The sequence below is a fragment of the Tardiphaga sp. vice154 genome (assembly GCF_007018645.1).
In the GTDB taxonomy this organism is placed as follows: Bacteria; Pseudomonadota; Alphaproteobacteria; order Rhizobiales; family Xanthobacteraceae; genus Tardiphaga.
This window is the reverse complement of record NZ_CP041399.1, coordinates 4,916,245-4,937,092: the sequence shown is the minus strand read 5'-3', so window position 1 is coordinate 4,937,092 and position 20,848 is coordinate 4,916,245. Positions and strand designations below refer to the sequence as shown.

20 protein-coding genes and 1 pseudogene are annotated in these 20,848 nt (G+C 64.4%); 12 read left to right on the top strand and 9 right to left on the bottom strand.

Annotated elements, in window-relative coordinates:
* Window positions 1–152: 152 nt before the first annotated feature.
* The 4 genes from FIU28_RS23230 to FIU28_RS23215 all read left to right on the top strand — a co-directional run bounded on the left by FIU28_RS23230 (window position 153) and on the right by FIU28_RS23215 (window position 1,863).
* Window positions 153–332: a hypothetical protein gene (locus FIU28_RS23230; protein ID WP_143575471.1), complete on the top strand. Its 180-nt coding sequence runs from the start codon at window positions 153–155 to the stop codon at window positions 330–332.
* A 107-nt stretch (window positions 333–439) separates the two neighbouring features.
* Window positions 440–1,171 (top strand): Crp/Fnr family transcriptional regulator, encoded by a 732-nt coding sequence (locus tag FIU28_RS23225; RefSeq protein ID WP_143575470.1) that lies wholly within the window; start codon window positions 440–442, stop codon window positions 1,169–1,171.
* A 124-nt stretch (window positions 1,172–1,295) separates the two neighbouring features.
* The gene (locus tag FIU28_RS23220; RefSeq protein ID WP_143575469.1) at window positions 1,296–1,511 is read left to right on the top strand and encodes a hypothetical protein; all 216 of its coding nucleotides are present in this window, start codon (window positions 1,296–1,298) and stop codon (window positions 1,509–1,511) included.
* Window positions 1,512–1,668: 157 nt separating this feature from the next.
* Window positions 1,669–1,863 (top strand): hypothetical protein, encoded by a 195-nt coding sequence (locus tag FIU28_RS23215; protein ID WP_143575468.1) that lies wholly within the window; start codon window positions 1,669–1,671, stop codon window positions 1,861–1,863.
* 25 nt (window positions 1,864–1,888) lie between these two features.
* Here the strand turns inward: FIU28_RS23215 and dmeF are convergent, their stop codons facing one another.
* From dmeF to FIU28_RS23195, 4 genes and pseudogenes are all read right to left on the bottom strand, one after another.
* Complete coding sequence (dmeF, locus tag FIU28_RS23210; protein WP_143575467.1) at window positions 1,889–2,854, bottom strand: CDF family Co(II)/Ni(II) efflux transporter DmeF; 966 nt, start codon at window positions 2,852–2,854, stop codon at window positions 1,889–1,891.
* A gap of 32 nt (window positions 2,855–2,886) precedes the next feature.
* Window positions 2,887–3,165 carry a metal/formaldehyde-sensitive transcriptional repressor gene (locus FIU28_RS23205; protein WP_143575466.1) on the bottom strand — a complete coding sequence of 93 codons (279 nt, stop codon included), beginning with the start codon at window positions 3,163–3,165 and terminating at the stop codon, window positions 2,887–2,889.
* A 66-nt stretch (window positions 3,166–3,231) separates the two neighbouring features.
* Window positions 3,232–3,678 carry a tRNA (cytidine(34)-2'-O)-methyltransferase gene (locus FIU28_RS23200; RefSeq protein WP_143575465.1) on the bottom strand — a complete coding sequence of 149 codons (447 nt, stop codon included), beginning with the start codon at window positions 3,676–3,678 and terminating at the stop codon, window positions 3,232–3,234.
* A gap of 71 nt (window positions 3,679–3,749) precedes the next feature.
* Window positions 3,750–5,042: pseudogene (locus FIU28_RS23195) on the bottom strand (PepSY-associated TM helix domain-containing protein).
* A gap of 466 nt (window positions 5,043–5,508) precedes the next feature.
* Between FIU28_RS23195 and petA the strand changes: the two are divergent.
* The 8 genes from petA (at window position 5,509) to FIU28_RS23155 (ending at window position 13,103) form a co-directional block, all read left to right on the top strand.
* Window positions 5,509–6,036 (top strand): ubiquinol-cytochrome c reductase iron-sulfur subunit, encoded by a 528-nt coding sequence (gene petA / locus FIU28_RS23190; protein WP_143575464.1) that lies wholly within the window; start codon window positions 5,509–5,511, stop codon window positions 6,034–6,036.
* Window positions 6,037–6,107: 71 nt separating this feature from the next.
* Window positions 6,108–8,171, top strand: a complete 2,064-nt coding sequence (locus FIU28_RS23185) for a cytochrome c1 (protein ID WP_143575463.1) — start codon at window positions 6,108–6,110, stop codon at window positions 8,169–8,171.
* Window positions 8,172–8,348: 177 nt separating this feature from the next.
* Window positions 8,349–9,023, top strand: a complete 675-nt coding sequence (locus FIU28_RS23180) for a dienelactone hydrolase family protein (protein ID WP_143575462.1) — start codon at window positions 8,349–8,351, stop codon at window positions 9,021–9,023.
* Window positions 9,024–9,077: 54 nt separating this feature from the next.
* Window positions 9,078–9,314, top strand: coding sequence for an AbrB/MazE/SpoVT family DNA-binding domain-containing protein (locus FIU28_RS23175; RefSeq protein WP_143575461.1), 237 nt, complete (start codon window positions 9,078–9,080; stop codon window positions 9,312–9,314).
* Complete coding sequence (locus FIU28_RS23170) at window positions 9,304–9,705, top strand: PIN domain-containing protein (protein WP_143575460.1); 402 nt, start codon at window positions 9,304–9,306, stop codon at window positions 9,703–9,705. The genes FIU28_RS23175 and FIU28_RS23170 overlap by 11 nt, the downstream gene beginning before the upstream one ends.
* Complete coding sequence (locus tag FIU28_RS23165; protein WP_143575459.1) at window positions 9,702–10,172, top strand: GNAT family N-acetyltransferase; 471 nt, start codon at window positions 9,702–9,704, stop codon at window positions 10,170–10,172. Before FIU28_RS23170 ends, FIU28_RS23165 begins: the two co-directional genes overlap by 4 nt.
* Before the next feature lie 198 nt (window positions 10,173–10,370).
* Window positions 10,371–12,548 (top strand): anthranilate synthase component I, encoded by a 2,178-nt coding sequence (locus tag FIU28_RS23160; RefSeq protein ID WP_143575458.1) that lies wholly within the window; start codon window positions 10,371–10,373, stop codon window positions 12,546–12,548.
* A 9-nt stretch (window positions 12,549–12,557) separates the two neighbouring features.
* Window positions 12,558–13,103: an adenine phosphoribosyltransferase gene (locus FIU28_RS23155; RefSeq protein ID WP_143575457.1), complete on the top strand. Its 546-nt coding sequence runs from the start codon at window positions 12,558–12,560 to the stop codon at window positions 13,101–13,103.
* 136 nt (window positions 13,104–13,239) lie between these two features.
* On the opposite strand, the gene FIU28_RS23150 is transcribed toward FIU28_RS23155, so the two are convergent.
* The 5 genes from FIU28_RS23150 to FIU28_RS23130 form a co-directional block, all read right to left on the bottom strand.
* Window positions 13,240–13,908: a hypothetical protein gene (locus tag FIU28_RS23150; protein WP_143575456.1), complete on the bottom strand. Its 669-nt coding sequence runs from the start codon at window positions 13,906–13,908 to the stop codon at window positions 13,240–13,242.
* A 223-nt stretch (window positions 13,909–14,131) separates the two neighbouring features.
* Window positions 14,132–14,881 carry a hypothetical protein gene (locus FIU28_RS23145; RefSeq protein ID WP_143575455.1) on the bottom strand — a complete coding sequence of 250 codons (750 nt, stop codon included), beginning with the start codon at window positions 14,879–14,881 and terminating at the stop codon, window positions 14,132–14,134.
* Between the two features lie 135 nt (window positions 14,882–15,016).
* Entirely contained in the window at window positions 15,017–15,985 is a 969-nt protein-coding gene (locus tag FIU28_RS23140; protein ID WP_143575454.1) for a small ribosomal subunit Rsm22 family protein, read from the bottom strand.
* A 209-nt stretch (window positions 15,986–16,194) separates the two neighbouring features.
* Window positions 16,195–19,659 (bottom strand): chromosome segregation protein SMC, encoded by a 3,465-nt coding sequence (gene smc, locus FIU28_RS23135; RefSeq protein ID WP_143575453.1) that lies wholly within the window; start codon window positions 19,657–19,659, stop codon window positions 16,195–16,197.
* A gap of 208 nt (window positions 19,660–19,867) precedes the next feature.
* On the bottom strand, window positions 19,868–20,848 hold the full coding sequence (locus FIU28_RS23130; protein ID WP_168203020.1) for a hypothetical protein: 981 nt from the start codon (window positions 20,846–20,848) through the stop codon (window positions 19,868–19,870).

Sequence of the window (20,848 nt, the reverse complement as noted above, 5' to 3'; positions counted from 1 at the left end):
GACTCGCAAATCGACATTCGCGCCTTGATGGCGCGTGGCGCCCGGTTCGACGGTGAGACCTCACCACCCCATCGCGGCAAGAGCTGTGTTGCTACGTATATCGAAACCTTTTGGTCGGCGGCGCTTTCACCCAGCAAAAAAAGAGACTTGCGATGGATCAAACCGACACCAACGCCGAGTTGCGTGTCCGGGTCGCCGAATATCGCGCTCTGGCACGCTTGACGACCGATCAGGAAATTGCACAGCGGATTCACGAACTGGCGAATGAACTTGCAGCGCGGATCCGCGAGATCGCGAGCGTCGACCGTCGATTCGTCGCAGGGCCCGAATAAGGTCGCTCAACGGACATACATCGTGTATGGTACCTCATCACCGCGCGCCCTCGGCAGTTATCGGTGACAGAGAGTTCTTGTGCTCCCGCCTTGCGCAGCAGAGCACCATGACCGAATCCCATTCGCTTCATCACGTCCACCCCAATCATCTGCTGGCTGGTCTGCCTGCCGACATTCTGGCATTGCTGACGCCGCATTTGACGACGCACGCCTTGAAGCAGGGCCATGTTCTGTATGAAGCCGGCGACGAGGTCGAGCTGGTGTATTTTCCTCACAGCGGCATGGTGTCCCTGCTGTCGGTCATGCAGAACGGCAAGGCGATCGAAAATGCCACCATCGGCCGCGAGGGCGTGGTCGGCGCAATGGCCGGACTCGGACTCTACACCTCGATGGTGCGGGCCGTCGTGCAGTTGCCGATCGTTACCAGCCGGATCAGTTCGGCGCGTTTCCGCCAGGTCACCGCCCACTGCAGGGCGATAGAAAATCTCTGTATCCGCTACAACGAAGTGCTGCTGACGCAGGCGCGCCTGACCGCGGCCTGCAATGGCCTGCATCCCGTCGAGGCCCGGTTTTGCCGCTGGCTGTTGCAATCCGCCGATCGCGCCGAGAGCAACACCTTGCCGCTGACGCAGGAATTGCTGTCGGAGATGCTTGGCGTGCGGCGCACCTCGGTGACCGACGTCGCCGGCCGGCTGCAGCGGGAGGGGTTGATCGTGTTTTCGCGTGGCGTGATCCAAATTCTCGATCGCCCGGCACTCGAAGCGATGACCTGCGAATGCTACCGCGCACTGATCGATCAATCCGCCATGCTGGGTACGCGCGCGTTAAGTTCCGTATAAGTACGATACCGGGCAGACGGTGTGTAATGTCCGGTCTATGACTTTATCATCATCGTCCGATCTTCTGGCTTTTGCCGGTGACAGAGAGCTTTTTGGTGCTCCCGCCTTCAGTGCGAGTAGAGCTATGCCGGCTAGCGAACGCCTTCCAGATCGTGCGCAGTTTTACACGTCTGAGGAGTTGCACCATCTGCGCCGCACCGTCGTGCGCTTTGCGCGGACATTCCCGCCGGGCTCGGAGCGTAACCAGCATCGCCAGATCGCGCTGTCGTTGCGCGCTTTGTTCAGGAACTCCGCCTGGCTGATGAAACACGTTGTCGAGGACCGGGTGGCCCTGTCATGAGCCACCCGCCAAGCTGCACCGGGTGCGGCTCACCGATGCAGGCGGATGCGCCGGTTGACGGTTGGCGGTCGTTCAAATGCCCGCACTGCCGCCGCATCCAGCGCGCCGCGGTAGTCGGCGAAAGCCATTCTTCTCTCTCTGTCGAACCGGTCCAGCCATGAAAATGCGAAAACCTTCCCGTCCCGATCTGCATGATTGGGATGCTCGCGCCACCGAAGCGCTAGACGCGGCACGTTTGTTGCCGGTTGGTGCGGCCCGTAACGAAGCCCTGAAGAAAGCCGGCGCGCTGCGCTGCGCTGCCGACGCGCGCGGCATTTTTGCGCCGAGTCTTTCGCACCCCGCCAAGACGTGAAACGTCGCGGCGGCAACGGCGACGATCAGGTGGCAGACTGCAGGTGCGCCGGCCCGTCCACCTCGATGGTGACGTGCGACAGATCGTGGATGCCAGCCAGCCGCGCCCGGTAGGCGGCCAGCGATTTCGGCGCCGGTGACGACAGCGAGATGATCGCGGCGTGGTGGCCGGGGCCGACCTGCCAGACGTGCAGGTCATTGACCTTGTCGCCGTCGATCTCGATCAGGCCGCGGATTTCCGCCGGCAGGTCTTCGTCTTCCGGCACATAGTCGAGCAGCACGGAGCCGGCATCGCGCATCAGGCCGAAAGACCAGCGCGCGATCACCAATGCACCCACCACGCCGATCGCGGGGTCGAGCCACAGCCAGCCATAGACGCTGCCGAGCAGCAGCGCCCCGATCGCCAGCACCGAGGTCAGCGCATCGGCCATCACATGCAGATAGGCCGCGCGCAGATTGTTGTCGGTCGCGCCGTGACCGTGATCGTGGCCATGCGCATGGTCGTGATCATGATCGTGCGAATGGCCGTGATGATGGTGGTCGTCCCGCAACAGCCAGGCGCTGACCAGATTCACGGCCAGGCCGACGGTGGCGACCAGGATCGCCTGCGCAAAGTCGATCGGCACCGGACTGGCGAACCGCAAAAAGCTTTCCCAGCCGATCAGGAGCGCGACCAGCGCCAGCACCACGGCGCTGGCAAAGCCGGCGAGGTCGCCGAGCTTGCCGGTGCCGAAGGTGAAGCGCGGGTTGCGGGCCTGCTTGCGCGCATAGAGATAGGCCAGCGCGCTGATCAGCATCGCCGCCGCATGCGTCGACATGTGCCAGCCGTCCGCCACCAGCGCCATCGAGCCGTAGGCGGTGCCAGCGATGATCTCGACCACCATCATCGCAGCCGTCAGCGCGATCACGAACCAGGTGCGGCGCGCATTGCGGTCGTGATTGTCGCCGAGATAGACGTGCTCGTGCTGCGAGGCGAAGGCGTGGTCGGTCATGGCGCAAGTTCCGTGGCGGCGATCAGCCGGGGTCATTTGAGATAAGTCCGGATCACGTCGATCAGCTCGCTGGCGCCGCGGGCGCGCTCGGCATCCGGTTCGCGGTGCGGGTCGACGACGTGGTGGACGATATGGTCCTCGATCAGCTCGACCGTCAGGCCGTTCACCGCGCCGCGCACCGAGGCCACCAGTTGCAGCACGTCGCCGCAGCCCAGCTCCGCCTCGAGCGCGCGTTCGACGGCCTCGATCTGCCCCTTGATGCGGCGGACGCGCGCCAGAAGCTTGCTCTTTTCCTTGATCGTATGCGCCATCGGCGGCTCCGTGGGATAGGGGGGTACCCTATATTGGGAAGCGGACCGTTTCGCAAGCGACTTGCGTCAGCGCGTCTGCCGCAGCGCCTCGCCGAGCGCCATCGCCGCCGCCATGGCAAGGTTCAGCGAGCGCAGGTCGGGCCGGATTGGGATCACCACGCGGGCATCGGCCGTGGCCGCGACGTCGTCCGGCACGCCGGCGGATTCGCGGCCGAACAGCAGGATGTCGTCGGCCGCGTAGCGATGCTCGAGATAGGGCGTGGCGCCCTTGGTGGTGAACAGCACCAGGCGCAAATGCTGCTCGGTGCGCCAGCGCGCAAAATGGCCCCAGGAATCGTGCCGGACGATGCTGACCTGATCGAGGTAGTCCATTCCGGCGCGGCGAAAATGCCGGTCGGAGACCGGAAAGCCGGCCGGCTCGATGATATGCGCCTCGACGTCGAGGCAGGCGCACAGCCGCAGGATGGTGCCGGTGTTCTGGGGGATGTCCGGCTGGTAGAGCGCGAGGCGCATGAGGTCTCCGGGGCGGCTTCATCCGCCATCCCGGCAGGCGATAGCGCCCCGGCGGCCGGGCCGCAAGCCGGCTATTCCGCCGGCGCCAGACGGCCGTTCGACCGCGCTTCGGTGGTGTCGCGGACGCGCACCCGGGCGCGGCGCTTGCGCCACCAGATCACCACGCCGGTCACCGACAAGGCCGCCACCACCAGCCCCATGATCGAAATCAGGATGCGGCCGGGCAGGCCGATGATGCGGCCGGAATGCAGCGGAAACTGCAGCTGCACGAAAATGTCGGCGGCGGTGCCGACCCACGGCACGCGATCGCCGATTCCGCGGCCGTCCTCGCTGTCGTAATAAAGCTGCGCCGGGGCGACACCAGCGGCACCGTGGTCGTCGCCGGAATGAAAGAACGCCGCGGCATAGACGCCGTGCGCCGGCCCATAGAACAAGGACCCGACCGGCGCCTCCCAGCCGCGGGCTTTGCCGTCGGCGGTGGCTCGCGCCAAAATATCGGACCATGTCATCTTCGGCTCGATCGGATGGTCGAGGTCGCGATATTCGCGCAACTCGTAGGGCGTCGGCGTGTAGTCCGAGACCTGCTTCATGATCGGCGAGAACACTTCGAAATACAGGTTCAGCGAAAATGCCGTAAACGCGACGATGAACAGCAGCCCCCAGGTCCACAGGCTGAAGGCGCGGTGGATGCCGAAATTGATGCGATAGGCGCTACCCGCGGTCTTGATCTTCCATGCCGGCTTCCAGCGCGCCCAGAAGCCGCGGCCGAATGCGCGCGCCACCGAGGGTGCGGCACCGGCCCGGATCAGCCGCCGCGCCGGCAGCGTCAGATAGAAACCGACGAAGCAGTCGATGGTCCAGATGATAGCGATGATGCCGAGCAGCCGGGCACCCCAGCGGTCGCTGCCGCAGAATTCCGGAATGTGCATGGTGTAATGCAGCTTGCAGAGGAACGAGACGAAATTCTCCGACGTGACCGGCCACGCCGCGCCCCAATAGCGCTTGCCGAGTTCGGCGCCGCTGTTGGGATCGAGGAACACCTGGTTGTAGGCCACGTCGGTGTAGCGCTTGCCGGTGGCGGGATCGATCCGCGGCTGTACGAAGAACGACAGCGACTCGCCCTTTTCCGGCGTCGTCATCAGATAATTCACCCGCACCCGCGGGTCGCGCTGCTCGATTAGTGCGGCCAGTTCGACCGACGGTTTCGCTGGGCCGCTCGAGGTGACGTCGTGAAATTGCTTGTTCAGGAGATCGTCGAGCTCGTGATCCCACGAGATCACCGTACCCGTGACGCCGGAAAAGAACAGAAAGCCGGCGGTGGCAAGCCCCGCCTAGCGATGCAGTTTTCCGAATAACGATCTCATTCCGCGCGCCCGTGTTGTTGCCGTGGCCCTACCTAGCAAAGGTCGATACTGTCGGCGACCTGCCGGTGGTATCGATTAGGAGGGTTCTAATCGGCCAGCGGCCACTACCGCTTGCGAGCCTCGATAGAGGCTGAGCCCCGGATCCGGTTTCGATCTCGCGGCTTCCCGGTCGCGTCGGTGTCGGGCCGGCTGGCTGCCGAAAGCCCGGCATTCGGTCGCCGATAGTCCGCGGCGCGGAAACGGCGATTTTGATGGTGCATCGCATCTTTCTGGACCTCCAGCAGACTTGCACTACCGCGGCAACGGTGCGAATAGAACGATTCTGGACTGTTTGCTGCCGCATTGCGGCCGTAAGTGAGGTCCTGCCGCCGCGGGGAAACACCGCGGGCGCCGGTTCGTATCAGGTCAACGCGTTTGCGTGGCCGGTATGGCAGTCACCGGCCGCAGATAGAAAGGGCTCGGAATCGTGACGACAACGTCTTCGGCGGAACACACGCGCCGTGATTTCCTTTTCGTGGCCACGGGCGCCGTGGCTGCCGTGGGAGCAGCCGCCGTCGTCTGGCCGCTGATCTCCCAGATGAACCCGGACGCTTCGACCATCGCGGCGGGTGCGCCGATCGATGTCGACCTGGCGCCGATCGCCGAAGGACAGGACATCAAGGTGTTCTGGCGCGGCAAGCCGATCTACATCATGCACCGTACCAAGAAGCAGATCGACGAGGCGCGCGCGGTTACGATCGCGAGCCTGCCCGATCCGCAGACCGACCAGGCCCGCGTCAAGGAAGGCCATGACCAGTGGCTGGTGGTGATCGGCATCTGCACCCATCTCGGCTGCATTCCGATCGCCCATGAAGGCAAGTACGACGGCTTCTTCTGCCCGTGCCATGGTTCGCAGTATGATTCTTCGGGCCGCATCCGGTCCGGCCCCGCGCCGCTGAATTTGCCGGTGCCGCCTTACGCCTTCGCATCCGACAGCAAGATCAAGATCGGCTGAGCCGTGGCGATGCCGCGGCGTTTCGCCCGACCTCTCGCTTGTCCCAACGTTTCTCTCCTCAGGATCGCATCATGAGCGGACCATCCACCTACCAGCCCACAAACCCAGCTTTGAAGTGGCTCGAGCGGCGGCTGCCGATCGTCGGCCTCATGCATTCGGCATTCGTCACCTATCCCACTCCACGCAACCTGAACTACTGGTGGACGTTCGGCGGTATCCTCTCGTTCATGCTCGGCGTGCAGATCATCACCGGCGTGGTGCTGGCGATGCACTACACCCCGCATGTCGACATGGCCTTCAACTCGGTCGAGCAAATCGTCCGCGACGTGAACTACGGCTGGCTGCTGCGCTATCTGCACTCGAACGGCGCCTCGATGTTCTTCATCGCCGTCTACATTCACATGTTCCGCGGCCTGTATTACGGGTCGTACAAGGAGCCGCGCGAGGTCCTCTGGATTCTCGGCGTTATCATCTACCTCCTGATGATGGCGACCGGCTTCATGGGCTATGTGCTGCCGTGGGGCCAAATGAGCTTCTGGGGCGCCACCGTCATCACCAACCTGTTCTCCGCTATCCCCTATGTCGGCGACAGCATCGTGACGCTGCTGTGGGGCGGCTACTCGGTCGGCAATCCGACGCTGAACCGCTTCTTCTCGCTGCATTACCTGTTGCCCTTCGTGATCGCCGGCGTCGTCGTGCTGCACGTCTGGGCGCTGCATGTCGCCGGCCAGAACAATCCGACCGGCGTCGAGCCGAAGACCGAGAAGGACACCGTGCCGTTCACGCCCTATGCCACCATCAAGGATGGCTACGCCATGGTCTGCTTCATGATCTTCTTCGCCTGGTTCGTGTTCTACGTGCCGAACTACCTCGGCGACCCCGACAATTACATCATGGCCAACCCGGGCGTGACGCCCGCGCACATCGTGCCGGAATGGTACTACCTGCCGTTCTACGCCATCCTGCGCTCGATCCCGAGCAAGCTCGGCGGCGTGATCGCGATGTTCGGCGCCATCCTGGTGCTGGCCTTCCTGCCCTGGCTCGACAACGCCAAAACGCGCTCGTCGCGCTATCGCCCGCTCGCCAAGCAGTTCTTCTGGATGTTCGTGGTAACCTGCATCCTGCTCGGCTGGCTCGGCGGCAAGCCGGCGGAAGGAATCTACATCATCGCCGGCCGCATCCTGACCTTCGTGTACTTCGCCTACTTCCTGATCGTGCTGCCGGTGCTCAGCAAGATAGAGAAGCCACGCGCGGTACCGAATTCGATTGCCGATGACGTGCTGGCCAAATACGGCAAGAAGGTCGCCGGAGCGCTGGTCGGCCTGATCGTCGCCGGTGGCCTGGTGTTTGGCGGCGCGCAGGACGCCAGGGCCGCAGAGGGCGGACCGACGCCGCCGTCGCTGAGCTGGTCGTTCGCCGGTCCGTTCGGCAAGTTCGACCGCGGCGCGCTGCAGCGCGGCTACAAGGTCTACAAGGAAGTCTGCGCGACCTGCCATTCGATGAGCCTGATGCACTTCCGCAACCTTGCGGATCCCGGCGGTCCGGGCTTCACCGAGGCGCAGGCGCTGGCAGTGGCCTCCGAGATCCAGGTCAAGGACGGTCCGAACGACGCCGGCGACATGTTCGACCGGCCGGGCCGTCTCGCCGATCCGTTTCCGAAGCCGTTCCCGAACGAGAACGCCGCGCGCGCGGCGAATGGCGGCGCCTATCCGCCGGACCTCTCGCTGATGGCCAAGGCGCGTAACTACGACCGCGGCTTTCCGCAGTTCGTGTTCGACTTCTTCACGCAGTTCCAGGAGAAGGGCCCGAACTACATCGACGCGCTGCTGCAGGGCTATGTCGATCCGCCGCCGGCCGATTTCACGCTCCCGGAAGGCTCCTATTACAACACCTACTTCCCGGGCCACGCCATCAAGATGCCGAAGCCGCTGTCGGACGATCAGGTGACGTATGAGGATGGCACGCCGCAGAAGCTGGCGAATTACGCCCACGATGTTTCCACCTTCCTGATGTGGACCGCCGAACCGCACCTTGAGGCGCGCAAGAAAATGGGCCTGCAGGTCATGGTGTTCCTGATCATCCTGGCGGGGCTGTTGTACTTCACCAAGAAGAAGGTCTGGGCCGACGCGCATTGAGCGGTTGCCGGTTCGACTGGATGAAAAAGCCCCTTCGGGGGCTTTTTTGTTGCGCGACGTGTACGCTCTCCCTGTCGTCCCCGCTTTCGCGCGGACGACGAGCGAGGCAGTTGCCTTGTCATCCGCCCGCCGTCTAATTACCTCTCAATACAGCGGCAACACCCCTCGGAGGACATCATGGGCACCACCATCAGCTTCAAGCGACCGGACGGCCAGGACGCCACGGGCTATCTTGCCAATGCGGCGACCGGCAACGCGCCGGGCGTGATCGTGATCCAGGAATGGTGGGGCCTGTCCGAGCAGATTAAGGGCCTCGCCGACCGTTTCGCGCTGGCCGGCTTCGACGCGCTGGCACCCGATCTCTACAACGGCGTGGTGGTGCCCTATCACGACACCGACGCCGCGGCGAAGGAGATGAACTCGCTGGACTTCATGGACGCCACCACCCAGACGGTGCGCGGCGCCGCGCAATATCTCGCGCGCAACGGCGCGAAAGTCGGCCTCACCGGCTTCTGCATGGGCGGCGCGGTGTCGATCATCGGCGCCTGCAAGATCCCCGAACTCGGCGCCGCCGTGGCGTTCTACGGCATCCCGCCGGAAGGCGCCGCCAAGCCGGCCGACGTCAAGATCCCGCTGCAGGGCCACTTCGCCAGCCGCGACGACTGGTGCACGCCCGCCGTGGTCGACGCCTTCGAGGCGGGGCTCAAGGCCGCCGGCAAGGCCGCGGAATTCTTCCGCTACGAGGCCGACCACGCTTTCGTCAACGAGCAGCGCATGTCGGTGCACGACCGCGAGGCCGCCGAGCTCGCCTGGGGCCGGGCGACGGCGTTCTTCCACAAGCACCTCGCTTAACGAGGCCGCCAACTCCTGATATGCTCGCTCCGGCTGCATATCAGGAGCATGGCCATGATCGTCACCAAGATCGGAGACAGCCTCGCCGTCCGTCTCTCCGCGGACGACGTTGCCCGCCTCGGCTTGAAGGAGGGCGACGAAGTGGTGGTGGAAGTGAAGCGGGCGGAGCCGCAGGTGTCAACCGAGGAGGCGGCAAAACGCCGGGAGGAAGCGTTCGAGCGGTTGAGAAACTTCCAAGGGATGATGCCGCCCGATTTCAAATTCGACCGTGATGAGGCGAATGAGCGGTAGTTTCTTCGATTCGAACGCTCTGCTCTATCTGGCTGCTCCCGAAAGCCAGAAGATCGAGCGCGTTCGTTCGCTGCTCTACAAGGGTGGCTTCATCAGCGTTCAGGTCTTGAACGAGATGAAGCGCGTCTCACGCCGAAAATCTGGAATGTCGTGGAGCGAGATCCATCGCCTGCTAAACACCGTGCGCGAGTTTGTAAAGGTCGAGCCTTTGACGCTCGAAACTCACGAAGCCGGCCTGCGCCTCGCCGAGCGCTACGGCTTCGCCATCTACGACAGTTTCATCGTCGCCGCGGCGCTCGCGGCGGAATGCGAGACGCTGTGGTCGGAGGACATGCAGCACGGCATGCTGGTCGATAACCGGCTGCGCATCGCAAATCCGTTTGCGCCATGAGCATCACGCCCGCGATCTCCGATCTCCGCCAAAGACCTGAATTCTTCGACGCCGTCGCCGATCGCATCTGGCGCGCGTGGTGGCAGCCGAATGGCGTGCCGCTCGACTACATCGTTGGCCGGCTGCGCGAAAACATGGTCGCAAGCCCCATTCCATGCGCTTTTGTCGCTCACGTCGGCGAAGCGTTCGCCGGCACCGCCTCGATCATCGCCTCTGACCTCGACGAACGCCCGCAATATACCCCGTGGGTGGCTGCGGTGTGGATAGAGCCAGCGTTCCGTTCGCGCGGCGTCGGGCGGCAACTGGTCGATCACGCGACGGCTTACGCCTTCGGCCTCGGCGTCCCGCGTGTTTATCTGACGGCCCGGCCGGCGCGGCGGTCGTATTACGAGGAACTGGGCTGGACCCCGATCGAGGACGGTGTCGGCGGGCTCCGGATGACGGTTTTCGCCCGCGACCGCCCTTGACCTCGCCCGCCCGCCGTGGCTCATTCCGGCCATGAACGCAGCCCTTCGCACCCTCCTGCTCTGGTGGCGCACCTCCTGACCCGAGGTGGCTGTGCGATTTTTCGTGTTTCGATCGTCTAAGGCCGCCCTCGCAGTGCGACGGCCTCTGTTCGTATGTCCTGTGTGGCGCGCCTCTCCCGGATTTTGTAAGAGGACCCCATGAACAGGACGGTTTTTTCGCTTCCCCCCGAAACGGCCTACCAGACCCGCGGCGGCCTTGCCGTGCTCCGGCACGCCGATGCCTTCACCGGCGGCGCTGCGCTCGACCATCTGATCGAGCATCTCGACCACCGCCGCGGCGTGGTGCTGTCGTCCGGCACCACGGTGCCCGGCCGCTACGAGAGCTTCGATCTCGGCTTTGCCGACCCGCCGCTGCTGCTGGAGACCACCGGCCCGGAGTTTGCGCTGACCGCGCTGAACGCCCGCGGCGAGGTGCTGATCTCTTTCCTCGGCGACACGCTGGCCGAGGCCTGCGTCGTCATTGACGAGCGCACCGTAAGCCGTCTCAAGGGCCACATCGTCCGTGGCGATGCGCCGATCGATGAGGACCAGCGCACCCGCCGCGCCTCGGTGATGTCGCTGGTGCGCGAGATGGTGGCGCGGCTGTTTTCGTCGGAAGACCCGATGCTCGGTCTGTTCGGCGCCTTCGCCTACGACCTCGTGTTCCAGATCGAGGACCTCCAGCAGAAGCGCGCCCGCGAGGCCGACCAGCGCGATATCGTGCTGTACCTCCCGGACCGGCTCCTGGCCTATGACCGCGCCACCGGCCGTGGCGTCACTCTGAGCTATGATTTCACCTGGAACGGCCGCTCCACCGCCGGTCTTTCGCGCGACACGCCGGACAGTGGCTACACCAAACAGCCGCGCCAGGGTTTTTCCGATCACGCGCCGGGCGATTACCAGCGCACGGTGGAGACCGCGCGCGCCGCCTTTGCCCGCGGCGACCTGTTCGAGGCGGTGCCCGGGCAGTTGTTTGCCGAGCCTTGCGAACGTTCGCCGGCCGAAGTGTTCCAGCGGCTCTGCGTGATCAATCCCTCGCCCTACGGCGCGCTGATGAATCTCGGCGACGGCGAATTCCTCGTCGCGGCCTCGCCGGAAATGTTCGTGCGCTCCGACGGCCGCCGCATCGAGACCTGCCCGATCTCCGGCACCATCGCGCGCGGCGTGGATGCGATCGGCGATGCCGAGCAGATCCGCCAACTCTTGAATTCGGAGAAGGACGAGTTCGAGCTCAACATGTGCACCGACGTCGACCGCAACGACAAGGCGCGGGTCTGCGTGCCCGGCTCGATCAAGGTGCTGGCGCGCCGCCAGATCGAGACCTATTCGAAACTGTTTCACACCGTCGACCATGTCGAGGGCATGCTGCGCCCCGGCTTCGACGCGCTCGATGCATTCCTGACGCATGCCTGGGCCGTCACCGTCACCGGCGCGCCGAAGAAATGGGCGATGCAGTTCGTCGAGGACAACGAGCGCTCGTCGCGCCGCTGGTACGCGGGCGCAATCGGCGCCGTGACCTTCGATGGTGGGCTCAACACCGGCATCACCATCCGAACCATCCGCATGAAGGACGGCCTCGCCGAAGTCCGCGTCGGCGCGACCTTGCTGTTCGACTCGGATCCCGTCGCCGAGGAGATCGAGTGCCAGACCAAGGCCGCGGCTTTGTTCCAGGCGTTGCGCGGCGACGCGCCGAAGCCGCTGTCGTCATTCGCGCCGGATGCGTCGGGCTCCGGCAAGAAGGTGCTGCTGATCGACCACGACGACTCGTTCGTCCACATGCTGGCGGACTATTTTCGCCAGGTCGGCGCTGATGTCACGGTGGTGCGCTATGTGCACGCGCAGACGGTGCTCGCGCGTGAAAAATTCGACCTGCTGGTGCTGTCGCCGGGGCCGGGCCGGCCGGAGGATTTCGGCATCAAGGGCACCATCGACACCGCGCTGGCGAAACATTTGCCGGTGTTCGGCGTCTGCTTGGGCGTGCAGGCGATTGGCGAATATTTCGGTGGTGTGCTGGGTCAGCTGGCGCAGCCGGCGCATGGCCGGCCGTCGCGCGTGCAGAACCGCGGCGGGCGGCTGATGTTCAACCTGCCGAACGAGATCGTGATCGGCCGCTATCATTCGCTGTTCGTCGAGCAGGCCAGCATGCCCGCGGTACTCACCGTCACGGCCGCCACTGAGGACGGCGTCGCGATGGCGCTGGAGCACAAGACGCTGCCGATCGGCGGCGTGCAGTTTCACCCGGAATCGCTGATGTCGCTCGGCGGCGACGTCGGCCTGCGCATCGTCGAAAACGCGTTCCGGCTCGGTGACAAATTCAACCAAACATCAATCCTCTGAAAGACGTCGATGACCCCCGAACTTGAACACGACCTCAAAGCCTCCGTCCGCACCATCGCGGATTACCCGAAGCCCGGCATCCTGTTTCGCGACATCACCACGCTGCTCGGCGACGCGCGCTCGTTTCGCCGCGCGATCGACGAGCTGGTGCAGCCCTGGGCCGGGCTGAAGATCGACAAGGTCGCCGGCATCGAGGCGCGCGGCTTCATCATCGGCGGGGCGATCGCGCATCAGCTGTCGGCCGGCTTCGTGCCGATCCGCAAGAAGGGCAAGCTGCCGCATACCACGGCGCGGATCGCCTATTCGCTGGAATACGGCCTCGACGAAATGGAAATCCATGTCGACGCCATCAAGCCGGGCGAGCGCGTCATCCTGGTCGACGACCTGATCGCCACCGGCGGCACCGCCGAGGGCGCGGTCAAGCTGATCCGCCAGATCGGCGCCGAAGTGATCGCGGCCTGCTTCATCATCGACCTGCCGGACATCGGCGGCGCGGCGAAACTGCGCGCGATGGGCGTGCCGGTGCGCACGCTGATGAGCTTCGACGGGCATTAAGGAAAACTGTCGTTCCGGGGCATGCGCGGCACCCGCCGCGCGTGAACCCGGAACCTCGGACTGTTCAGCGCTGAACATGTCGGGATTCCGGGCTCGCTCGAGCTACGCTCTCGCGCCCCGGAACGACACGATTTTGCTACGACCTCTGCAACAACAGCTGCAGCTCGATCTCGCGGAAGCTGAAGTAGTTCTTCCGGATCCACTGGTGCAGCTCGGTCGATGAATCCTTCTCGCTGCGCAGGTAGTTCGTGAACGAGAAATTCAGCCGGTCGATATAGGTCTTCAGGAACACCGGCAGCGCCGCGATGGGAATCACATGGCCGCGGCCGAGCGGCGGCGGCATCTCGCCGCGCAGCACGTGCTCGTTGTCGATCGTGTACAGCGCGCGATCCGGAAACTGCTCCTGCAGCGTCGCATAGGCGCGTAAGGAAGCGCGGTCGGTATCCGCCATGAACAGCACGATCGGCGCCACGCCGCGGCGCGCCGCTTCCTTGGCGAAGCCGATCTCGGCGGTCATGCGGAAGAATTCGTCGAAGGCGTGGTAGCCGAGGTCGATCACCTTGCCCTGGTCGTCATTGACGATCAGCCGGTCCATCAGCGCCATCTTGCCGAACGTATCCTCGACGCTGGCGGTCTCGGTCAGTTTAGGCAGGAAATCCAGCAGCGACGGTTCTTTGAGATTTACGTCGAACGCCGTCACGCCGCCGCGCTGCAGCGCGAGAAATTCGGTCAGCAGCCGCGCCATCAGCGTCTTGCCGACCTGCGGGCGTGTCGAGCAGATGATGTAGACCGGGGTGCGGCGCATGGGGCGAATATATCGGGCGGCAGGGATTGTAGTTGCGTTTTATTGAAGGCTGGACGCCGGCCTCGCGCCCCCTCTCCCCGTTGGGGAGAGGGCTGGGGTGAGGGGGCACCGGCCTCTCGAAAAAAGCGAAGGCCCCTCACCCGACCGGGCTTCGCCCGGTCGACCTCTCCCCCCACGCGAAGCGAAGCTTCGCTAGAGGGGAGAGGTGAAGAAAGCGGCTGCCTTACTTCTCGCCGGGGCGGCTCGGCTTGTCGTTGACGAGGTCGGTCAGCTTGATGCGGTCGAACTCGCTCCAGACGTTGGCCAGCCAGTGTCGGACATAGCCGCGCAGCACGAAGGAGTAGTTCGCGGCCTCGTCGTTGACGCCCTTGTTGGCGACGAATTTCAGGAACGGCACCGAGGACACTTCGACCTGCTCGTAGGCCATCTCGTTGAGCTTCGGGATGGTGATCTCGGTGGCGCCCTTGATGCGGTGGAAATACGAATTGTAGGTCGCCTGGTCCCACTCGAAGAAGCTGGTGTTGTTGATGAAGTTCTTCACCAGGAAGTATTTCGCGCCGTCCATGAAGCCGGCGGTCTCGGCGATCTCGTCCAATGATGCGATCGACGGGCCGAGGATATGAAACACGGCGAAGGTGATCTGACCGGATTTGGCGGCGTCGAGGAAGCCGATGTCGCGCAGATCGGCGAGCGCCTTGGACATCAGTCCGGCCCGGATGTCGATCACGGTGACCGACGGCGCCGAAGAGTTCAGCGTATCGAAGATCTTCATCTGGTCGGCCGTGGTCGTCATGTCGACGATCTCGGTGATGTCCGAATGGAAGCGCTTCAGGGTACCGCGCGGCGCCTCGGTGTCGAAGGCGCGGGTCGGCACGTTGTTGGCGCTGAAATAATCCAGAACCGTCCGCGACACGGTGGTCTTGCCGACGCCGCCCTTGTCCGCGCCGACCACAATCACTGCTGGCTTAGCCATGGAATTCCTTTACGTGCCGGATAATTTCGCGCGATGGAGAATCGCTTGGGCGAACAATAGCCCAAGCCGGGTTTGGGCGCGAACATGGCAGAAAGATGGGGGATTTCAATGACCCGAAAGCGTCGCTTGGGCGAATTAATCCACCGCGTCGCCCCAGCCCCATTTGCGGGCGCGGGCATAGGCCGCCTTGTCGCGGCGCGGGGCGACGGCGGCGACCACGCCGTCCGGCGTACACAATTTCGCCGTCACCGCGACCTTGCTGACCACCGGCTGCGCCAGCACCCGCGACGGCCGCCGGGTCGCTGGCGAGCGCGACAGCGCGAGGTAGATGAAGCGTTCGTCCTCGTAGGGCAGCTCGGCGGATTTCAGCTGCTTGTGCACACGGGAGCGCTGCAGCCGCTGCGAGAAGTGGCACCAGTCGGGTGCTGTCAGCGGGCAGGCGTCGTCATGCGGGCAGGGGGCGAGGACGTGGCCACCGTCGGCGATCAACATCGCGCGGGCGTCGAGGATGCGTTGGTAGCCGGCGGGCGTGCCGGGCTCGACGATCAGCAGCGTGTCGAGCGTCTTGGCCCACATCGCCGCGACCAGTTTCTGCCGGGCGGCGTCAGGGAGTTCATTGATGACGTAGCTGGCGATCACCAGATCGGCCGCGGGGGCTTTCGCGATCGTTGCCGTGGCATCGCCGAGCTCGTAGCGCAGCGCGGGCAGACGCATGCTGTCGCGGGTAAGGTCGAGCGCGAGGCTGCGCAGCGCAGGATTGGCATCGAGCAGCGTGAATTCGTTTAGGGAGGCGAAGGCCTCGGCGCAGGCCCAGCTTGCGGTGCCCGGCCCAGCGCCGCAATCGAGCAAAGAGCGCGGGGGGAAATCCGGCCGCACCTCCTGCAACGCGTTGAGGCTGGCGGTCACCGCCGCATAGGTCGCCGGCATCCGCGCCAGCGCATAGGCCAGCGCATCCGCTTCACTACGGATCGCGATGGAGCCACCGCCGGATCGGTAGGTTTGCGAGATCGTATCGGAGCGCAAGGCGGCATCGTTGCGCGACAGCCCGTGCAGGCGGGCATTCAGCGCGGCGGTGAGTTCGGCGGGCAGCTCGGGGGCGGTCATCGGAGCGCGGTTCTTTCCCCTCCCCCTTGCGGGGAGGGTGGCCCGGCGAAGCGTAGCGAAGCCGGGTCGGGTGGGGGTAGCCACAAACTCCGAGCCCGTGGCACCCCCACCCCGGCCTCCACTCTCAATGATGCTATCGCATCATCGCTCGTTCGGCCGACCCTCCCCGCAAGGGGGAGGGAGGCCACTGCCGCCGTCGTTCCGATTAGTTACGCGACTTCCATGTCCAAAATCTTCACGGCGTTCTCGAGATCGACCGAGACCAGCTGCGAGACGCCGCGCTCCGCCATCGTCACGCCGAACAGCCGGTGCATGCGCGCCATGGTGATCGGGTTGTGGGTGATGGTGATGAAGCGGGTTTCGGTGGTGGCGCACATTTCGTGCAGCAGGTTGCAGAACCGCTCCACATTGTGGTCGTCGAGCGGCGCGTCGACTTCGTCGAGCACGCAGATCGGCGAAGGGTTGGTCAGGAACACCGCAAAAATCAGCGCCAGCGCGGTCAGCGCCTGCTCGCCGCCGGACAACAGCGACAGCGTCTGCGGCTTCTTGCCGGGTGGCTTGGCGACGATCTCGAGGCCGGCCTCGAGCGGATCGTCGCTCTCGATCAGCTTCAACTCGGCTTCGCCGCCGCCGAACAATTCGACGAACATCCGCTTGAAGTGGCCGTTGACCACCTCGAACGAGGTCAACAAACGCTCGCGGGCTTCCTTGTTGAGGCTCTGGATGCCCTGGCGCAGCCGCTTGATGGCTTCCACCAGATCGTCGCGCTCGCCGGCAAGCCCGTTATGCGCGCCCTCGACTTCGCCCAGCTCTTCCTCGGCGCGAAGGTTGACGGCGCCGAGGCGCTCGCGGTCGCGGCGCATCTTCTCCAGGTCGGATTCGACTTCGTGCAAGGGCGGCAGGGCGGCGCCTTCCTTGATCTCGGCCATGGCGGCGACGCCTTCCGGCTCGACTTCCAGCATGTCGCGGATTTCGCGCTCGATGTCTTCGAGCCGGCGCTTGCCGCCTTCCATGCGCTCCTCGACGCGGGCGCAGGCTTCGCGCGCGGCCGACAAGGCTTCCAGCGAGGCTTTCGCCTCGCGGTCGGTTTCCTTCATCGCGTTCTCGGCGACCTGCAGCGCGTCGGCGGCGAGCTGGCGGGCTTGCTCGGCGCTCTCGACTTCCGAGATCAGCGCGCGGCGCTTCTGCAGGAACAAGGCCGGCGCGTCTTCCAGCTCGGCGCGCTCGGCGGTGACTTCGGCCATCCGCGAGGTCACGGTCTGGATCTGCGACGCCGCGCCCGACTTCCGGCTCTCCCACTGCGCGCGCTCACTGATGATCGCCTGCAAGCGCCGGTCGGCCAGTTCGGCATCGCGCGCCAGCGCCTGAGCTTCGGCGCGCACTTGCGCGGCGAGCCGGCGATGGCCCTCGATCTCGCTGCGCAAGGCGGCAAGCTGCGCTTCGGCATCAGACGAATCCGGCAAATATTCCAGCGCGGCATGCGCGCTTTCCAGCGACGCCTCGGCTTCCAGCCGGTCGTTGTCGAGGCGCGACTGCGCCTCGGTCAGCGCCGAGCGGCGGGCGGCGTGGCGATTGATCTCGCGCTCGGCATTGGCGTGGCGCTCGCGCGACTGGTCGATGTCGCGGCGGGCATTGCGCAGCGCGTCGCGGGCGGCTGCTTCGGCGGAAGACGCCGTCTTCAGCGCGGCCTCGGCCTGCTCCAGCATTTCGCGCTTGATCTGCGCATCGACGCGCGAGGCTTCCAGATCGGCCTCGATGTCGGTGAGGCGGGCGCGTTCGGCGAGGCGGCGGGCGGCGCCGGTCGGCGCATGCGCGCCGGCGACGAAGCCGTCCCAGCGCCATACGTCGCCTTCGCGCGACACCAGGCGCTGCCCGGTCTTGAGGTGCGCGACGAGCGCTGCGCCCTGTTCCTTTGAGACGATGCCGATCTGCTTCAGGCGGCGCGCCAGCTCGGGCGGCGCATTGACGTGGTCGGCCAGCGATTCGACGCCGTCCGGCAGGGCCGGATCTTCGGCATGCACGCCGGCATCGGTCCAGCGCATCGGCGCCGAGGGATCGACGGGGGCGTCGAGATCGTCACCGAGCACGGCGCCGAGCGCCTTTTCAAAACCCTTGGTGACGCTGACGCCGTCGATGATCGGCGGCCACAAATTCTTGGTCTCGCCGTTGAGAATCTTCGAGATAGTGCGGGCTTCGGTCTCGAGCCGCTGCACCTTTTTGTCGGCCTCGTTGAGCGGCGCACGCGACGCTTCAAGCGTTTGCCTGGCCGCAACATGGGCCTGCTCGGCGTCCGAAACCGTGGCTTCCGCCATCAGCAGGATTTCCTGCGCGGTCTCCATCAAGGCGGCGAGTTCGTCGATGTCGCCGAAGCCGGAGGTGGTCTGCGTCAGCCGCTCGATCTCGGCCTCGACATTGGCGATTTCCTGACCCAGGCGCGTCAGCCGGTCGGCGTGGGTCCGCACGTTGGACTGCAGCTGGTTGCGCTGCGCGGTCATCGACGCATGCGCGGTGGTGAGTTCGGAGAAGGTGCGCTCGGCCGCGGCGAGCACGGCTTCGGCCTCGGAGACGCGATCGTCGACGCCGCCGCGCTGGTCGAGTCGTCCTGCGATCTCTTCCTTCAGCATGACGTCTTCTTCGTCGAGCTTCATCAGCGCGATTTCGGCGTCTTCCGCCTGCTGCATCTCGCGCGCGGTGTCGCTTTCGAACTGCGCGAGGCGGCGGTCGAGTTCGCCGACGCGCTCCTTGGCGCGGATTTCCTCGCGGTCGAGCAGCTCGCGGGCATTGGTCAGGCGCTGCAGAGACGCGGCGGCGCGGGCCTCGGCCTCGCGCAGGCCGGGCAGGTCGTTGGCACGGATCGCCTGGATGCGCGCGGCCTCGCCCTGTTCGCGGGTGCGCTCGGCGAGCTCGCGGACGTTGAGGTCGTGGGTCTGCTGGGCCTCGGCGACGTCGGCATGGGCCTGGATCCAGCGCATGTGGAACAGCATGGCCTCGGCCTTGCGGACCTTCTGCGCCACTTCGCGGTAACGGATCGCCTGGCGGGCTTGCTTCTTCAGGCCCTCCATCTGGCCGGAGAGCTGGCCGATCACGTCCTCGACGCGGGTGAGGTTGGTTTCGGCGGCCTTGAGGCGCAGCTCGGCCTCGTGGCGGCGGGCGTGCAGGCCGGCGACGCCGGCGGCGTCTTCCAGCACGCGGCGGCGCGCTTCGGGCTTCGCCTGGATGATTTCGCCGATCTTGCCCTGGTGGACGAGGGCGGGCGAACGCGCGCCGGTGGCGGCGTCGGCAAACAGAATCTGCACATCGCGGGCGCGGACGTCGCGGCCGTTGATGCGGTAGCTGGATCCGGCGTCGCGCTCGATACGGCGGGAGATTTCGAGGATTTCGGCGTCATTGACCGCCGCGGGCGCGGTGCGGTCGGTATTGTCGATGGTCATCACCACTTCGGCGTGGTTGCGCGAGGCGCGGTTGCCACTGCCTGCAAAGATCACGGCGTCCATGTCGGCGGCGCGCAGCGACTTGTGCGAGGTCTCGCCCATCGCCCAGCGCAAAGCCTCGACGAGATTCGACTTGCCGCAGCCGTTCGGCCCGACCACGCCGGTGAGGCCGGGTTCGATCATGAAATCGGTGGGTTCGACGAAGGATTTGAACCCGTGCAGGCGCAGGCGCGTGAGTTTCATGGACACGTTACTCTATGGTCGCCGCCGGCCGGAAAGCCGGTGGAATCTGGGCGAAACGCGAATCGTGCAGCACGAACAATACCATAGAGGGATCGCCCACGCCCGCCGGGACTCGCCGCCCCGCTTCTCTCAAGCGCCGGACAATGGCGGCCAGGGGACGGGGGCGCAACGCGCGGCGGGGGGTTTTCCAGAGGTTTGGGAGGGGGGGCTACACCGCGCCGTAGTCAAAGACGGGCGAAAGTGTCCGCAATTCTGGGTACAGTTGCGTGAGAGGGTCCGTTATATGGCAAGTGTATTTTTGAAGTGGGCCGGTCAGAATGCCTTTTTGACATAAGAGGCCCATGCAAACCTGCAATATCGAAGCGCTTCTAGGGAACGTGTCGATCGTTAACGTTCGCAGTTCTCGCTCCAATTCACTCAGCGCATCTCCCATTTTTGGTTTTCTTTTTGAAGATTGAATAAGGGAAACTAGGTTCTCTGAAAATCGAGAAAGATCTTTAGGCGCCGCTTCCGCCGGAATGATTTCGTCATCGACGAGCCTATGGATCATTTCGATTATGAGTGCTTTTTGCTGGATCTCAGGCCATGGAGCTTCTGCTACGGATTCTGCGAGAACGTCAAAAGAATTAATTGCGAGGTCAAGCTGTTCAGCAGATGCTTTTAGCTGTGCAGCAAGACGAAATCGCTTCCAGTCGACCGTTTCAGACTTATAAGTTAAGGGATGGGTCGCTACGATCCAAGCGTGCTCAAACGCAGTACGAATCTGAATTTCAAAAACAATATCGTAAATCGATATTCCCCTTATATCGACGCCATCTGGTTTCTGCAGGCGCCCATATAGTCTAGTACTATCAAATCGAAAGACGTCCGGCGCTTTCTTGGCTGAAGTGCGATTTCTAATAGAGGAGATCACAAAGGAGTTAGCGCAATGCGCCACCGCCTCTTCCTCATGCTTTAGTGTTGGGACGACAACGGTGAAAGCTACTAGATCGTCAATTTCCTCGAACGATCGGTAGCGTCCTGTCTCAATTTTCTCTGCGGCGGATTCAATGGTTTTGATTCTGGATATGAAAGGTAGAAGTCTGCTGTCAGCATATGCCCGCAATGCTTGATTGACGCGCCCTTCTACATTTTTCAGTATGGGGGTTAGCTCAGCATATACCGAGATGAGAGCTTGGGGAATGTTCAC

Excerpts from the sequence above, each read along its gene's own strand:
- FIU28_RS23170 (WP_143575460.1), top strand. The coding sequence starts at position 9,304 with ATGAGCGGTAGTTTCTTCGATTCGAACGCTCTGCTCTATCTGGCTGCT.
- FIU28_RS23155 (WP_143575457.1), top strand. The coding sequence starts at position 12,558 with ATGACCCCCGAACTTGAACACGACCTCAAAGCCTCCGTCCGCACCATC.
- FIU28_RS23180 (WP_143575462.1), top strand. The coding sequence starts at position 8,349 with ATGGGCACCACCATCAGCTTCAAGCGACCGGACGGCCAGGACGCCACG.
- FIU28_RS23140 (WP_143575454.1), bottom strand. The coding sequence starts at position 15,985 with ATGACCGCCCCCGAGCTGCCCGCCGAACTCACCGCCGCGCTGAATGCC.
- FIU28_RS23230 (WP_143575471.1), top strand. The coding sequence starts at position 153 with ATGGATCAAACCGACACCAACGCCGAGTTGCGTGTCCGGGTCGCCGAA.
- FIU28_RS23145 (WP_143575455.1), bottom strand. The coding sequence starts at position 14,881 with ATGGCTAAGCCAGCAGTGATTGTGGTCGGCGCGGACAAGGGCGGCGTC.
- dmeF (WP_143575467.1), bottom strand. The coding sequence starts at position 2,854 with ATGACCGACCACGCCTTCGCCTCGCAGCACGAGCACGTCTATCTCGGC.
- FIU28_RS23160 (WP_143575458.1), top strand. The coding sequence starts at position 10,371 with ATGAACAGGACGGTTTTTTCGCTTCCCCCCGAAACGGCCTACCAGACC.
- FIU28_RS23175 (WP_143575461.1), top strand. The coding sequence starts at position 9,078 with ATGATCGTCACCAAGATCGGAGACAGCCTCGCCGTCCGTCTCTCCGCG.
- FIU28_RS23200 (WP_143575465.1), bottom strand. The coding sequence starts at position 3,678 with ATGCGCCTCGCGCTCTACCAGCCGGACATCCCCCAGAACACCGGCACC.
- FIU28_RS23225 (WP_143575470.1), top strand. The coding sequence starts at position 440 with ATGACCGAATCCCATTCGCTTCATCACGTCCACCCCAATCATCTGCTG.
- FIU28_RS23165 (WP_143575459.1), top strand. The coding sequence starts at position 9,702 with ATGAGCATCACGCCCGCGATCTCCGATCTCCGCCAAAGACCTGAATTC.
- FIU28_RS23185 (WP_143575463.1), top strand. The coding sequence starts at position 6,108 with ATGAGCGGACCATCCACCTACCAGCCCACAAACCCAGCTTTGAAGTGG.
- FIU28_RS23220 (WP_143575469.1), top strand. The coding sequence starts at position 1,296 with ATGCCGGCTAGCGAACGCCTTCCAGATCGTGCGCAGTTTTACACGTCT.
- smc (WP_143575453.1), bottom strand. The coding sequence starts at position 19,659 with ATGAAACTCACGCGCCTGCGCCTGCACGGGTTCAAATCCTTCGTCGAA.
- FIU28_RS23150 (WP_143575456.1), bottom strand. The coding sequence starts at position 13,908 with ATGCGCCGCACCCCGGTCTACATCATCTGCTCGACACGCCCGCAGGTC.
- FIU28_RS23215 (WP_143575468.1), top strand. The coding sequence starts at position 1,669 with ATGAAAATGCGAAAACCTTCCCGTCCCGATCTGCATGATTGGGATGCT.
- FIU28_RS23205 (WP_143575466.1), bottom strand. The coding sequence starts at position 3,165 with ATGGCGCATACGATCAAGGAAAAGAGCAAGCTTCTGGCGCGCGTCCGC.